The sequence below is a fragment of the Clavibacter sp. AC415 genome (genome assembly GCF_979252985.1).
In genome coordinates, this window is the sequence record NZ_CEEDAR010000014.1 from 184,950 (window position 1) to 198,439 (window position 13,490).

Here is a 13,490-nt window from a genome sequence, read left to right on the forward strand (position 1 = left end):
TGCGCCGGGATCCCCGGGGCAGTTCGGGCCGGGACCGGCGGGGAGGATGCCCTGGTCATGGGGCGGTCGGAATGTGTAGTAATGTAGACGAGTCGCTTCCGCAGGGAAGCGGAGAACGGGTCTGTGGCGCAGTTGGTAGCGCACCTGCATGGCATGCAGGGGGTCAGGGGTTCGAATCCCCTCAGATCCACCCTCGAGCCCCGCTCCTCCTCACGGAGGAGCGGGGCTCTTCCCGTTCCCGGGCCCTGCCTGGCTCAGCGGGGCTGCGCGGGGTTCGTCGGGTCGCCGTGCGACGGCGGGTTCACGGGCGGTAAGCTCGTTGCCGGCGTCACCCGCTCCACGTGACCGCCCTCCGCCACCTCGGGCATGGCGTCCGGGATGCGGCCGGAGGGCTCGGCGCCGTCGCGCAGCGCCTCGAGGCGCCGCTCGAGCACCTGCATGACCGGCAGGCGGTCCCCGTGGGCGCCCTCGTAGGCGACGAGGAGCAGGAGCTCCCGTTCGTCCAGGGGCAGGATGCGCTGCGGGAGCGTCGCGAGCGGGACGTGGTCGAAGTCGGGCAGGGGCAGCTCGTCGTGGGTGGGTGCGTCGGTCATGGTGCCTCCTCGGGGCTCGTGGTGGCGGTGGTGGGTGCGCGGCCTACGGGGTCGGAGAGCGCCGTCACGGGGTCGGGCCCGTCCCCGGCACGGCCGGGCCCTCGGGCCAGCGCAGGAGCGCGGCGACCGATGCGCCGCCGGGCAGGCCGATCGCGTCCGCGCCGTCCGGCGCAGTGGTCGAGTCCGTGAGGACGACCCGCGCGTCGGTCAGCAGCGCCGCGCGGCTGAGGGCGACGTGCGCCGGGACGTGCCCGAGGACCTCCGCGCCGAGGGCGTCCTCCGGGGCGGCCGCGATCCACGGCGCGCCGCCGAGCGCCAGCAGGCGCTGGTCGCGGAGCGCGTCGGCGTCGAGCACGAGGGTGTCGACCTGCGCGCTCGCGAGGGCGCGCACGACGGTGCCGACCCGCGTCTCGGCCCAGCCGTCACCGCGGCCGTCGTGCTGGGCCACGCGGGCTCGAGGACGTCCCGCTCGCCCGCCGCCAGGATCCGCTGCAGCTCCGTCCGGACGCGGTCCTCGAGGGCCCGGCCGTCGGCGCCGTCGGCGCGCGTGTTCGTCGGTTCCACGGAGAGGATCGCCCGGGCCTCCGCTCCGAGCTCCCCCTCGAGCAGCTGGCGGGCACGGATGTCGCCGGCCACGACGAGGAGGCGCCGCCGGTGCCGCCGGACCACGTCGTCGACCCGTTCGGCGAGCTCGCCCTGCGTCTGGCGCCAGATCTCCTCGGCGTGGTGCTGCAGCCGGTCCTGGCGCGACCCGCCCGTGTGCACGGCGTGCAGCGTGTCGGTCCGGGCCCTCGACGGCGCGCTCGTCGACGAGCTCGTCCGCGCCCGCCCGCAGGACGCGCACCTCGCCGCCGTCCCCGGCTCGGTCTCGACGACCACGTGGACGATGCGCTCGGGCTCGCGCTCCAGGAGGGGCGCGAGGTCGGGCACCGGGATGACGCCGACGGACTCGGGCTCGGTGGGGATGCCGGGGATCGACTTCGTCGAGGACGAGCTGCGCCGCCTCGACGAGCACGATGCGGGTGCGCGGGCCGCCGGGGCGCGGGCTCGTGCGCGAGCGCCGACGAGACCAGCGCGAGGTCGTCGTCGGACGCGCCGCCGCGGGCGAGCCGGTCGAGGACGCTGGTCCGCCGGGTCTCGAGCACCTGGGGAGGGTTCGGCCGTGTCGACGGAGTCGTCGACGTGCGCCTGGATCCAGGGCCCGGGTCGTCGGAGCAGCTCGGCCGAGGTGCGGCGGCCGGTCGTGAGGTCGGTCATGGGAGTGCCTCCTTCTCGTCGTGGACGTCGCTCCACCCGACGCCCGGCGGCCCACCGACGCCAAGGGACTTGACAGCCCCGTTCGGCGCTCCCGCGCGGCCGAGCCGACGCTCCCCGATCGGGGGACTGTCCTCCACATGGAGGACGCCGGGCACCCGTGGCCCAGGCTCATCGACCCCTGGAGCTCCACAATGTCGCACGCCACCCTGGCACCGGACGCACGCCGCCGACCCGCACCGCACGTCGGTGGTCGGATCCGCGGTACTGGGGTTGCTGGGCCGCGTTCGTGGTGGGCGCGGCGGTCATCGTGACGCTCCTGATCACGTCCTTCGCGCAGGGCACCGAGGGGGTCTACCCGGGGCTCGACGTGCCCGGCGTCGTCGACACGCGCATCGACCACGGCAGCGTCGTGACGCAGATCGGCCCGGGCGGCTTCCTCTTCCCGCTGGCCGCCGGGCTCGTGGTCGGCCTGATCGTGGCCGTCGTCGTGTACGCCCGACGGCGCTCCGCCGAGGACTTGACCCAGGCTCCCGCCGCCGAGCGGCTCCGCCCGCGGCCCTCGCGTAGGGTGCGACGGGATGGACCACGCCGACGACGATCCCGCCACCGTGACCCGCCGGGCGGCGCTCCGACGGGTACCCCGAGCACGACACTGGCAAGCCTCCTCTGGCGTCGGCGTCACGGCCAGGGCTCCTCCTCCTCGCCGCCGCCGGCTGCTCCGCTCCGAGCCGCGTGACGCCGACGCCGGACGCCGAGCCGCTGCCGCGTCGTGGCGCTGGGGGACGGCTGTCCTCCACCGGCGCCGGGGCCGGCCGAGCCCAGTCCCGGGCGATCCCGGCGTTCTCGCGGGCGCACGGTCGCCGCGTCCAGTCCGCGTCGCCGTCGCGGCCGTCGGCGCCGAGCTCGTGGACGCGGCCCGCGACGGGGCCACGACGGCCGACCTCGACGGCCCCTCGGGAGCGCGGCGGGCGGACGATGTGCCCGCGCAGCTCGACGCGCTGGCCGACGGCGCCGACGTCGTGCTCGTGCGGCTCGGCGGCGACGACCTCGGCTTCCCGGCGCTCGTGGGCGGCTGCCTGGCGCGTGACCCCGGAGGGCCCGGTGGCCGCGGGAGGCGCGACGTGCGTCGACCAGCTCGCGCCCGCGGGCGGGACCGACGCCGTCCGTGCCCGCATCGACGGCGAGGTCTCGGCCGGCCTCGACGACGCGTTCGCCCGGATCCGCGCCGCCGCGCCCGACGCCCGCATCGTCACAGCGGGCTCGGCTGATCCTGACCGTGCTGGCCGGTCCCGACGCCCTCCCGGCGGAGGGCTGCCTGCGCGCGACGGCGGGCGCGACCGTGAACGGGCAGGCCTGCTCCTCACCGACCGGGAGTGCGGTGTGGCTGGCGGGGATCCAGCGGGCGCTCGACGACGCGATCGCCCGCGCCGCCCGGGAGGCCGGTGCGCGCTACGTCGACGAGGAGACCCCGACCGCTGCGCGCACGGCGCGTGCGCCGGCGACGCGGGGAGGCGTACGTCGCCGGCCTCGGCGGGAGCGCGGGCTCCGTGCCGCTGCACCCCAACGCCACCAGGGCCTCGCCTGGGCAGGCGGATGCCGTCGCGGACGTGCTGCGTGAGGAGGCCCGCCCGCACTCGGGCGCTGACCCGTCCCCGATCCGCGGAGCGCGCGCCTGTCTGCGATCGTGTGGTTCCGTGTGGGAGCTTGTTGCTTCTCCTGCGGATGCGGGCTACAGTGCGAGGAACGCGAGGCGCACGTGCCCCACGGAGTCGAAGGAGACCGCCCATGTACGCCGAGGAACGCCAGGACAGGGTGGTCGCCCTCCTCGAGCGCGCCCCGGCCGAGTCGCGGTGGTGGGCCCGGCCCTGGCGAGTTCGACGTGACCACCGAGACCGTCCGCCGCGACCTCGCCCAGCTGGAGACGCGCGGCGTGCTCCGCCGCGTGCGCGGCGGCGCCGTCCGCGCCAACCGCTCCACGCGCGCCGAGGAGAGCCTCGACGCGCGCGGCACCCGCAACACGGCCGCCAAGGCCCGCATCGCCGACGCCGCCATGCGCCTCATCCCCACCACGTTCCCGGGATCGATCGCCCTCGACGCGGGCACCACGACGAGCCTCGTCGCCGACTCGGCTCGCCGCGTGGGACGCCCGACGTGGCGGGCCGCACGCTCGTCGTCGTCACCCACTCGATGGTCGTCGCGCAGACCGTCAGCCGGAACCCCGCCGTGGAGGCGCAGCTGCTCGGCGGCCGGCTCCGCGGCATCGACGAGCGCCGCGGATCGGGCCCGCGACCCTCGGGTCAGCTGTCGCGCCTGCGGCCGGACCTCGCCTTCTATCGGCGCGAACGGCATCCACGCGGAGTTCGGCCTGAGCACGCCCGACGAGGAGGAGGCCGCCGTGAAGACCGCCCTGACCCGGGGATCCCGCCAGGGCCGATTCGCCCTGGTGGAACGCGTCGAAGGCGGGGGAGGAGGCCCTCGTCGGCTTCGCGGCCCTCGACGACCTCGACACGCTCGTCACCGACCGGGCGCCGGACGCGCCGCTCCGGGACGCGCTCGCCCGCGCCGAGGTGGAGGTGATGGTCGCGTGATCCTCGCCCTCACCGCCAACCCGAGCCTCGACCGCACCATCGACCTCGCCGGGGCCCTACGCCCGCGGCGGGGTGCCGTGCAGCGCGCCCGCGGCGTCGCCGAGCAGCCGGGCGGCAAGGGCGTGAACGTCTCTCCGCGCGCTCATCGCGTCGGGTCTGGAGACCCTCGCGCTTCCTGCCCGGACGCCTCGACGACCCCATGCTCAGGTGGCCCTGGCCGCCGAGCGGATGCCCGCTCGACCACCTCGACATCGACGGCCGGGTGCGCCAGAACGTCACCCTCGCGGAACCCGACGGCACGACGACCAAGGTCGACGAGCCCGGCCCCGCGCTCTCGCCCGCCCAGGCCGACGCGCTCGTGGCCCTCGTGATCCGGCGCGCCAGATCGGCCAGCCGGCCCTGGTGCTCGCCGGGTCCCTGCCGCCGGGCTCGACGACGACTTCGCCGCGCGCGCGTGGTGCACGCCGTCCGCGCCGAGCTCGGCGACCGCGCGCCGCGCATCGCCGTGGACTCCTCGGGCGCGCCCATGGCGGCGCTACGTCGCGTGGAGCGCCGTCGTCGACCTCGTGAAGCCCGACGCCGAGGAGCTCGCCGAGCTGGTGGGCCTCGCCGACCCCGACGCGCTCGAGGACGACCCGCGCCTCGTGCACGACGCGTCCCGGGCCCTCGTCTCCCGCGGCTGCCGGGCGGTCCTCGCGACCCTCGGCGCCCGCGGTGCCGTCCTCACCACGGCCGACGGCAGGATGAGCACGCCACCATGCCGCCGATCGTGCCCGTGAGCACCGTGGGCGCTGGGCGACTCGTCGCTCGCGGGCTACCTGCTGGCCGACCACCGCGGCGCCGGACCCGAGGGGCGGCTCGCGCAGGCCCGTCGCCCAGCGGCTCCGCCGCCGCGTCCCCTGCCGGGGAGCACCATGCCGTCCCCCGACCAGACACGGCCGGACAGCGTCACCGTCCTGCCGCTCCTCCCGATCGCCGCCGATCGCTGAACCGCCCGCCCTGGAGAAGAACATGCCATCGCTCATCGCGGACCGCCTCGTGCTCCTCGACGCCGACGCTCGGCGCCGACCGCGAGCACGCCGTCCGCACGCTGGCCGAGCGCGTCGTCGCCGAGGGCCGCGCCACCGACGCCGACGCCCTCTTCGCCGACGCCTGGGAGCGCGAGTCGAAGACCGGCACCGGCATGGGCGGGGGCTCGCGATCCGGCACCGCCGATCCGCCGCCGTCACCGGAGGCCGCCCTCGTCATGGCCCGCCCGGCGCCCACCGTCGACTTCGGCGCGCCGGACGGCCCCGCCGACCTCGTCTTCTTCGCCGCCCGCGCCGGGACGGCGCCGACCAGGAGCACCTGGTGCTGCTGTCGCGCCTCGCGCGCTCCTGCTCATCAAGCCGGAGTTCGTGGAGGCGCTCCGCACCGCGACCTCCGAGGACCAGGTCGGTCCCCCTCGTGGAGGGCGCGCTCGTGGACGAGCCGGCCTCCTCGACGGGCGCCCGGCATCGAAGGCACCGGCGACGGCCTCGTCGAACGCGGTCGGGACCGGCGCGACCGCCGCGGCGACCGCAGCCCGCGGCCGACGCACACCGTGCTCATCGCGGTGACCGCGTGCCCCACCGGCATCGCCCACACCTACATGGCCGCCGAACTCCGGCTCGTCGGCCGCGGCGGAGCGGGACGGGCGTCGAGCTGCACGTCGAGAACGCAGGGGTCCTCCTGCGGTCACGCCCGTCGACCCCGCGATCATCGCCCGGGCGACCGCCGTGATCTTCGCCGTCGACGCGGACGTCCGCGACCGCGCGCGCTTCGCCGGCAAGCCCGTCATCGAGTCGCCCGTCAAGCGCGGCATCGATCAGCCCGACCAGATGGTCGCCGAGGCCGTCGCGGCCGCGAAGGACCCGAGCGCCCCGCGCGTCCCGGGCGCGGGCGGCGCGTCCACGCCGGATCCGCAGCAGGCCTCGCCGCAGTCGTCGCAGAGCGTCGGCGCGCGGCTCAAGCGCTGGCTCCTCACGGGCGTCAGCTACATGATCCCGTTCGTCGCGGGCGGCGGCCTCCTCATCGCGCTCGGCTTCCTGCTCGGCGGCTACCGCATCACCGAGACGGCGTCCGACGTCGCTGCTGCGGATCTCGCTCGCCGACCTCCCCGCGCGGCGGCCTCGCCCAGTACCTGGGTGCCGTGGCCTTCGTCATCGGCGGCGCCTCCATGGCGTTCCTCGTGCCCGCCCTCGCCGGGTACATCGCCTACGCCATCGCCGACCGGCCGGGCATGGCGCCGGGCTTCGTCGCGGGGTCCATCTCCGTGATCCACTGGGCGCCGGCTTCCTCGGCGGCCTGGTCGGCAGGACCTCCTCGCCGGCGGCATCGCCTACGCCATCGGCCGGATCGACGTGCCGCGGTGGCTGCGCCGGATCTTCACGCCCGTCGTGATCATCCCGCTGCTCGCCTCCATCGTCGCGTCCGGCCTCATGGTCATGGTCCTCGGCGGCCCCATCGCGGCGCTCACCCGCGGCTTGAACGACTTTTCCTCTCCGGCCCTCACCGGCGCCTCCGCGATCCTGCTCGGGATCATCCTCGGCGTCATGATGTGCATCGTACCTCGGCGGCCCCGATCAACAAGGTCGCGCACTCGCTTCGCCGTCGCCGGCCTCGGCGCCGGGGCGCTCGACAACGAGGCGCCGTGGCGGATCATGGCCGCGGTCAGTGGCCGCCGGGCATGGTGCCGCCGCTCGCCCTGGCGCTCGCCTCCGACCGTCATCGATCCGCCGCCTCTTCAGCCCGGCGGAGCGCGAGAACGGCAAGGCCGCGTGGCTCCTCGGCGCCGCGTTCATCTCGGAGGGCGTCTACATCCCGTTCGCCGCGGTCGACCCGCTGCGCGTCATCCCCGCGAGCATGGTGGGGGACGGCGTCACGGGCGCCATGGTCATGGGCCTCGGCGTCGTCTCGCAGGCCCCGCACGGCGGCGTCTTCGGTGCTCTTCGCGATGGACCGGGACGTTCCTCGGGTTCCTGGCCTCGGTCGCCGTCGGCACGGTGGTCTCCGCGTTCCTCTTGTCGGTGCTGCTCAAGCGCTTCACGGCGAAGCGCCCCGAGGCGGTCGCCATCCCGCGCCCGTCGACCAGGGCGTGCCCGTCGCCGCCTGACGGCCCGCCGCCTGCTCACGACCCCGCCCGACCCCGACCCCGCCTGTTCACCGCCACCGCCCATCCGCCCCACCAGAAGGAGATCGTCCATGACCGAGCGCACCGCCACCATCGGCAGCCGCGTGGGCCTGCACGCCCGACCCGCGTCCCTGTTCATCGAGGCCGTCCGGCGCCAGGGGATGCCCGTGAGGATCAGCAAGCCGGGCGGCACGCCGGCTCGACGCCACGCGGCGTCCTGTCGCTCATGAGCCTCGGCGCCGCCAACGGCGACGAGGTCGGTGCTCACGGCCGAGGGCGACGGCGCGGACGCCGCGCTCGACGAGGCTCGCGGCGCTGCTCGAGAGCGACCTCGACGCCGTCGAGTAGCCGCCGTACGACGAGGGGCCCGGACACCGCAGCGCGGGTCCGGGCCCCTCGTCGTCTCCGCGGGGTGCCGCGCGTCACCACTCGGCGACGCGGTAGTCCTTCAGGAACACGCCGGAGATGTCCTCGCCCGCCTGGCCCATGACGATGGGGTCGTACACGCGCGCGGCGCCGTCGACGAGGTCGAGCGGGGCGTGGAAGCCCTCCTCGGCGAGGCGCACCTTCGTGGGGTGCGGACGCTCGTCGGTGATCCAGCCGGTGTCGACGCTCGTCATGAGGATCCCGTCGGTCTCGCGCATCTCGCGGGCCGACGTGCGCGTCATCATGTTCAGCGCCGCCTTCGCCATGTTCGTGTGCGGGTGGCCCGGGCCCTTGTAGGCGCGGGCGAACTGCCCCTCCATGGCGCTGACGTTGACCACGTACTTGCGCCGGGCCGTCGACGCCGCCATCGCGGGCCGCAGGCGGCTGACGAGCAGGAACGGCGCGGTCACGTTGGCGAGCTGCACCTCGAGCATCTCCAGCGGATCCACCTCGTGCACCACCTGCGTCCAGCTGTTCGCGTCGTGCAGGTCCGGCACGAGGCCCCCCGCGTCGATGGCCGTCCCCGCCGCGAGGCGCGCGAGCGACGAGGACCCCGCGGTCATGGCGAGCTCCGTGACCTCCGCCGCCGTGATGCCCGTGGCGGTGGAGAGGATGGGGTGCGCGGCGACGCTGGCGGCGAGTGCCGCCGGGTGCGCGTCGGCCGTGTGCCCGAACGTCAGGAGCTCCGGGATCGGGCCGTCGGGCAGGGGCGCCGCCTCGGCCTCGGAGAGGGGGGCGTAGGAGCCGGGGGAGCGGCGCACGGTCTGCGCGGCGTTGTTGATGAGGATGTCGAGGGGTCCGGCGGCGGCGACCGCGTCGGCGAGGCCGATGACCTGCGCCGGGTCGCGGAGGTCGAGCCCGACGACGCGGAGGCGGTGCACCCACTCGTGCGCGTCCGGCAGGCCCGCGAACCGGCGGACGGCGTCGCGGGGGAACCGGGTGGTGATGGTGGTGTGCGCGCCGTCGCGGAGGAGCCGCAGGGCGATGTGCATGCCGATCTTGGCGCGGCCGCCGGTGAGCAGGGCGCGCATGCCGGTGAGGTCGGTGCGCGCCTCGCGCTTCGCGTGGTTGATGCGGGCGCAGTCGGGGCAGAGCTCGTGGTAGAACGCGTCGACCTGCGTGTAGTGCTGCTTGCAGATGTAGCAGGGCCGCGAGCGGAGGAGCGTGCCGGCGGTCGGGGCGGCCGTCGTGATGGCGAGGCGAGATGCCGCGGGTCTCGTCGTCGATGCGGTCGGGCGCGCCCGTCGCGGTGGCGGCGACGACGGCGCGGTCGGCGGTGGCGACGGCCTCGCGCTTCTCCAGCCGGCAGGCCTTCTTGACGGACTTGAACATGGACGCGGTGGCGCGGCGCACGGCGACGAAGTCGGGTGCTCCTCGTCGATGTCGGCGAGGAGCCGAGGACGCGGAGCGTGACGGCGAGGTCGGCGGGGTCGATGGCGCCGGCGGCGGGGTGGACGGTCGCGGCGGGGTCGACGGGCACGGGGGGATCGACGGGCTGGGCGGGGTCGTCGGGGAGGGCGTCGGAGGGCACAGGAGATCATACCCGGGCGGTGCGGAGCGCTCCGGCGGGCGGGAGGCCGCCGCCGCGGGCCCCCTAGCGGCTGGCCGCGAACGCGAACGCGAACGCGACCGCGGCGGCGATGAGCGCCCAGAGCACGACGCTGGCCACGATGAGCGCGACGACCCCGGTGCGGCGGTCGCGCCGGCGCGCCCGCTCCGTCTCCGGGTCGACGGGCGCGGGCTGCGCGGGCTGCGCGGCGCGAGGGGCGGGCTCGCGCTCCGCGGCGCGGTCGGCGGGGGTGCGCCCGTGATTCGGGTCGAGCGGGAGGGACGGCATCCGGCGAACCTAGGCGCTGGCACCGGAGGCGTCCTGCGGCCTGTGGACAACCCGCGACGGGCCGACCCGACGGCGCGCGGCCGGGCGCGGCCCCGGCGTGCCGCCGTCAGGCGGGCAGGGAGGATGGACGCATCATGCCCGACACCGCCCTCGCCCCCACGCTCACCGAGGAGGCGGCGCGTCTCGCCGTGGACGGGGCGACCGACGACGCGATCTACGACGCCTTCGCGGACTGGGCGCTCGGGCGGGGCATCGAGCTATACCCGGCGCAGGACGAGGCGGCCCTCGAGATCGCGTCCGGCGCCCACCTCATCCTCTCGACGCCGACCGGCACGGGCAAGTCGCTCGTCGCGGTCGCCGCGCACTTCGCGGCGCTCGCCCGCGGCCGCCGCTCCTACTCACGGCGCCCATCAAGGCCCTCGTCTCCGAGAAGTTCTTCGCGCTGGTCGAGCTCTTCGGCGCGGCGCAGGTCGGCATGGTCACGGGCGACTCGTCGGTGAACCCCGATGCTCCGATCATCTGCTGCACCGCCGAGATCCTCGCCAACCGGGCGCTCCGCGGCGGCGCGGACACCCCCGTCGACCAGGTCGTGATGGACGAGTTCCACTTCTACGCGGACCCGCAGCGCGGCTGGGCGTGGCAGGTGCCGCTGCTGCTCCTCCCGCACGCGCAGTTCGTGCTGATGTCCGCGACGCTCGGCGACGTGACGGACCTCGCCGACGACCTCACGCGGCGCACCGGCCGCCCGACCGCGCGGATCACGGGCATCGAGCGGCCCGTCCCCCTCTTCTTCCACTATGCGGTGACGCCCGTGCAGGAGACGGTCGAGGAGCTCCTCGACACGAAGCAGGCGCCCGTCTACATCGTGCACTTCGCGCAGGCCGCCGCCCTGGAGCGGGCGCAGGCCCTGTCCAGCATCAAGATCGTCACGCGCGAGCAGCGGGACGAGATCGCCGAGCTGATCGGCGCGTTCCGCTTCAGCACGGCCTTCGGGAAGACCCTGTCGCGGCTCGTGCGCGCGGGGATCGGCGTGCACCACGCGGGCATGCTGCGCCAGTACCGGCGGCTCGTGGAGCAGCTCGCGCAGCAGGGTCTCCTCCGCGTCATCTGCGGCACGGACACGCTCGGCGTCGGGATCAACGTCCCCATCCGCACGGTGCTGTTCACGGGCCTGACCAAGTACGACGGGACCCGGATGCGGCAGCTGAACGCCCGCGAGTTCCACCAGATCGCGGGCCGCGCGGGCCGGGCCGGGTACGACACCGCGGGCACCGTGGTCGCGCAGGCGCCCGAGCACGAGACCGAGAACCTGAAGATGCTGGAGCGCGCGGGCGACGACGTGAAGAAGCGCCGCAAGCTCGTGCGCAAGAAGGCGCCCGAGGGCTTCGTGTCGTGGGGCGAGCCGAGCTTCCGCAAGCTCATCGACGCCGAGCCGGAGCGCCTGACCTCGAGCATGCAGGTGAGCCACGCCATGATGCTCAACGTCATCGCGCGCGGCGGCGACGTCTTCCGGAACATGCGCGCCCTCGTCGAGGACAACCACGAGCCGCGGATCCGCCAGCTCGCGCTCGCCCGCCGCGCACTGGCCATCTACCGGACGCTGCGCACCGCGGGCATCGTCGAGCAGGAGGCGGACCCCGACGGCGGGCCCACGCGCATCACCCTCACGGTCGACCTGCAGGCCGACTTCGCGCTCAACCAGCCGCTGTCGCCGTTCGCGGTCGCGGTGTTCGAGATCCTGGACCGCGAGTCGCCGACCTACGCGCTCGACATGGTCAGCGTCGTCGAGGCGACGCTCGACGACCCGCGGCCGATCCTCGCGCAGCAGCAGTTCAAGGCCCGCGGCGAGGCCGTGCAGGCGATGAAGGCGGACGGCATCGAGTACGACGAGCGCATGGAGCTGCTCGAGTCCGTCACACACCCGAAGCCGCTCGAGGAGCTGCTCGACCAGTCGTTCACGACGTACGCGGCGAGCCAGCCGTGGATCGGCGACTTCGCGCTCAGCCCCAAGTCGGTGGTCCGCGACATGTACGAGCGCGCGATGAGCTTCAGCGAGCTGATCTCCTTCTACGGGCTCATGCGCTCCGAGGGGCTGGTGCTGCGCTACCTCTCCGACGCGTTCCGGGCGCTCCGCCAGACCATCCCCGACGAGGCGAAGACCGAGGAGCTGCTCGACGTGATCGAGTGGCTGGGCGAGCTCGTGCGCCAGGTCGACTCGAGCCTCCTGGACGAGTGGGAGGAGCTGTCGCACCCGACCGCAGCGCCCGGCGACGCGCCGGTGCTGCCGCCCGCGCCGAAGCTGCTCACCGCCAACACCCGGGCGTTCCGGATCCTCGTGCGCAACGAGATGTTCCGCCGCGTGCAGCTGACGGCCCGGGAGGACCTGGCCGCACTCGGCGAGCTGGACGCGCCGTCCGGCTTCGACGCGGATGCCTGGGCGACGCGCTCGACGCCTACTTCGGCGAGTACGACCGGATCCTCACCGACGGCGACGCCCGCAGCCAGGCGCTCGTGACCATCACCGAGGACGCGACCGAGTGGCGGGTCCGCCAGGCGCTGCACGACCCCGAGGGCGACCACGACTGGGGGATCGAGGCGGTCGTCGACCTCGACGCGTCGAACGAGGCCGGCGAGGCCGTCGTGCGCGTGACGCGCGTGGGCACGCTCTCGTGAGCGTCGGGGCCACGGGAGCGGCGGGGGCGCCGGAGCTGCCGGAGCTCGCCGGACGGACCGTGCTCGTCACGGGCGCCAACGGCGGCGTCGGCCTCTGGACCTCCGTGCAGCTCGCCGCCGCGGGTGCGCGCGTGCTCCTCGCGTGCCGCTCCGCCGAGCGCGGGGACGCCGCCGCGCGGGCGGTCCAGGCGCGCGTCCCGGGGGCCGACGTGGAGGTCGTGCCGCTCGACCTCGCCCGGCTCGACAGCGTGGACGCGTGCGTCGCCGCCGTCCGCGAGGACCTCGACGCCATCGTCGCCAACGCCGGCGTCACCCCCGCGGGCGGCCGCGCACGGCACCGCCGCACCACGGTCGACGGCTTCGAGGAGATGATGGGCACCAACGCGCTCGGGCACCTCGCGCTCGTCGCCGGTCTCGCCCCGCGCCTCCGCGCCCGTGGACGGGTCGTGATGCTCGGATCCCTCGCGCACCGCTTCTCGCCCCTCGACCTCGGCGACCTCGCGGGGGAGGGCCGCATGCCGGCGCTCGTGCGCTACGGCCGTTCGAAGACCGCGTGCATGATGCTGGCCGCCGAGCTCGACCGCCGGTGGCGCGCCGCCGGATCCGACCGGATCGCCCTCTCGGCGCATCCCGGGTACGCGGTCGACGTGCTGACGCCGCCGCAGGATCCGGGCGCACTCGCGACGGGATCCGCCGCCGTCCGCCGACGCGTCGCCGCTCCCGCCCGGGTGCTCGTCCAGGGCAAGGACGCCGGCGCCTGGCCCGTCGTCCACGCGGCCGTCGCGGACGGCGTGAGCGGCGGGGCCTTCTGGGGCCCGTCCGGCCCGTCCGAGCTCCGGGGCGCGCCGGCGCCCGCCTTCGTCGCGGAGCACGCGCGCTCGGCCGCGGTAGCGGAGCAGCTGTGGGCCGCCGCTGAGGACGCGACCGGGATCCGATTCCGGCCCTGACGCGGGTGCGGGCCCGGC

Annotated in this window: 11 protein-coding genes, 1 tRNA gene and 4 pseudogenes; 10 read left to right on the forward strand and 6 right to left on the reverse strand. The window is 75.4% G+C overall.

Going from position 1 to position 13,490, the window contains the following annotated elements; all coding sequences use genetic code 11:
* The first annotated feature begins 117 nt into the window (after positions 1-117).
* A tRNA-Ala gene (locus ACZ411_RS05670) sits at positions 118-190 on the forward strand.
* A 64-nt stretch (positions 191-254) separates the two neighbouring features.
* Here ACZ411_RS05670 and ACZ411_RS05675 read toward each other — a convergent pair.
* From ACZ411_RS05675 to ACZ411_RS05685, 3 genes and pseudogenes are all read right to left on the reverse strand, one after another.
* Positions 255-593: a DUF8129 domain-containing protein gene (locus ACZ411_RS05675; RefSeq protein WP_464169114.1), complete on the reverse strand. Its 339-nt coding sequence runs from the start codon at positions 591-593 to the stop codon at positions 255-257.
* Positions 594-657: 64 nt separating this feature from the next.
* The gene (locus ACZ411_RS05680; protein WP_464169284.1) at positions 658-1,041 is read right to left on the reverse strand and encodes a hypothetical protein; all 384 of its coding nucleotides are present in this window, start codon (positions 1,039-1,041) and stop codon (positions 658-660) included.
* A 17-nt stretch (positions 1,042-1,058) separates the two neighbouring features.
* Positions 1,059-1,850: pseudogene (locus ACZ411_RS05685) on the reverse strand (baeRF2 domain-containing protein); the annotation flags it as partial.
* Between the two features lie 286 nt (positions 1,851-2,136).
* Here ACZ411_RS05685 and ACZ411_RS05690 point away from each other — a divergent pair.
* From ACZ411_RS05690 to ACZ411_RS05715, 6 genes and pseudogenes are all read left to right on the forward strand, one after another.
* Positions 2,137-2,586, forward strand: coding sequence for a hypothetical protein (locus tag ACZ411_RS05690; protein ID WP_464169116.1), 450 nt, complete (start codon positions 2,137-2,139; stop codon positions 2,584-2,586).
* Between the two features lie 169 nt (positions 2,587-2,755).
* Entirely contained in the window at positions 2,756-3,118 is a 363-nt protein-coding gene (locus ACZ411_RS05695; RefSeq protein WP_464169118.1) for a hypothetical protein, read from the forward strand.
* Between the two features lie 8 nt (positions 3,119-3,126).
* Entirely contained in the window at positions 3,127-3,468 is a 342-nt protein-coding gene (locus ACZ411_RS05700) for a hypothetical protein (RefSeq protein ID WP_464169120.1), read from the forward strand.
* A gap of 261 nt (positions 3,469-3,729) precedes the next feature.
* Positions 3,730-4,809: a DeoR family transcriptional regulator gene (locus ACZ411_RS05705; RefSeq protein WP_464169122.1), complete on the forward strand. Its 1,080-nt coding sequence runs from the start codon at positions 3,730-3,732 to the stop codon at positions 4,807-4,809.
* A gap of 171 nt (positions 4,810-4,980) precedes the next feature.
* Positions 4,981-5,217, forward strand: a pseudogene (locus ACZ411_RS05710) (PfkB family carbohydrate kinase); the annotation flags it as partial.
* 978 nt (positions 5,218-6,195) lie between these two features.
* Complete coding sequence (locus ACZ411_RS05715) at positions 6,196-6,735, forward strand: hypothetical protein (RefSeq protein ID WP_464169124.1); 540 nt, start codon at positions 6,196-6,198, stop codon at positions 6,733-6,735.
* A gap of 62 nt (positions 6,736-6,797) precedes the next feature.
* Here ACZ411_RS05715 and ACZ411_RS05720 read toward each other — a convergent pair whose 3' ends face one another.
* Positions 6,798-7,121 (reverse strand): hypothetical protein, encoded by a 324-nt coding sequence (locus tag ACZ411_RS05720; protein ID WP_464169126.1) that lies wholly within the window; start codon positions 7,119-7,121, stop codon positions 6,798-6,800.
* Between the two features lie 11 nt (positions 7,122-7,132).
* Between ACZ411_RS05720 and ACZ411_RS05725 the strand changes: the two genes are divergently transcribed.
* Positions 7,133-7,819 carry an HPr family phosphocarrier protein gene (locus ACZ411_RS05725; RefSeq protein ID WP_464169128.1) on the forward strand — a complete coding sequence of 229 codons (687 nt, stop codon included), beginning with the start codon at positions 7,133-7,135 and terminating at the stop codon, positions 7,817-7,819.
* A 192-nt stretch (positions 7,820-8,011) separates the two neighbouring features.
* Here the strand turns inward: ACZ411_RS05725 and ACZ411_RS05730 are convergent.
* Both ACZ411_RS05730 and ACZ411_RS05735 read right to left on the reverse strand, forming a co-directional pair.
* Positions 8,012-9,495 (reverse strand): annotated as a pseudogene (locus tag ACZ411_RS05730) (SDR family NAD(P)-dependent oxidoreductase).
* 114 nt (positions 9,496-9,609) lie between these two features.
* A complete protein-coding gene (locus ACZ411_RS05735) occupies positions 9,610-9,852 on the reverse strand; it encodes a hypothetical protein (RefSeq protein ID WP_464169130.1) in 243 nt (80 codons plus the stop codon).
* Between the two features lie 134 nt (positions 9,853-9,986).
* Here ACZ411_RS05735 and ACZ411_RS05740 point away from each other — a divergent pair.
* Positions 9,987-12,525, forward strand: a pseudogene (locus tag ACZ411_RS05740) (DEAD/DEAH box helicase).
* The gene (locus tag ACZ411_RS05745) at positions 12,522-13,472 is read left to right on the forward strand and encodes an SDR family NAD(P)-dependent oxidoreductase (protein ID WP_464169132.1); all 951 of its coding nucleotides are present in this window, start codon (positions 12,522-12,524) and stop codon (positions 13,470-13,472) included. The pseudogene ACZ411_RS05740 and the gene ACZ411_RS05745 overlap by 4 nt, the downstream one beginning before the upstream one ends.
* Positions 13,473-13,490: the final 18 nt, after the last annotated feature.

What these genes read in the sequence shown, in the direction of transcription:
- ACZ411_RS05675 (WP_464169114.1), bottom strand. Translation starts at nt 593, where the DNA reads ATGACCGACGCACCCACCCACGACGAGCTGCCCCTGCCCGACTTCGAC.
- ACZ411_RS05720 (WP_464169126.1), bottom strand. Translation starts at nt 7,121, where the DNA reads ATGATCCGCCACGGCGCCTCGTTGTCGAGCGCCCCGGCGCCGAGGCCG.
- ACZ411_RS05735 (WP_464169130.1), bottom strand. Translation starts at nt 9,852, where the DNA reads ATGCCGTCCCTCCCGCTCGACCCGAATCACGGGCGCACCCCCGCCGAC.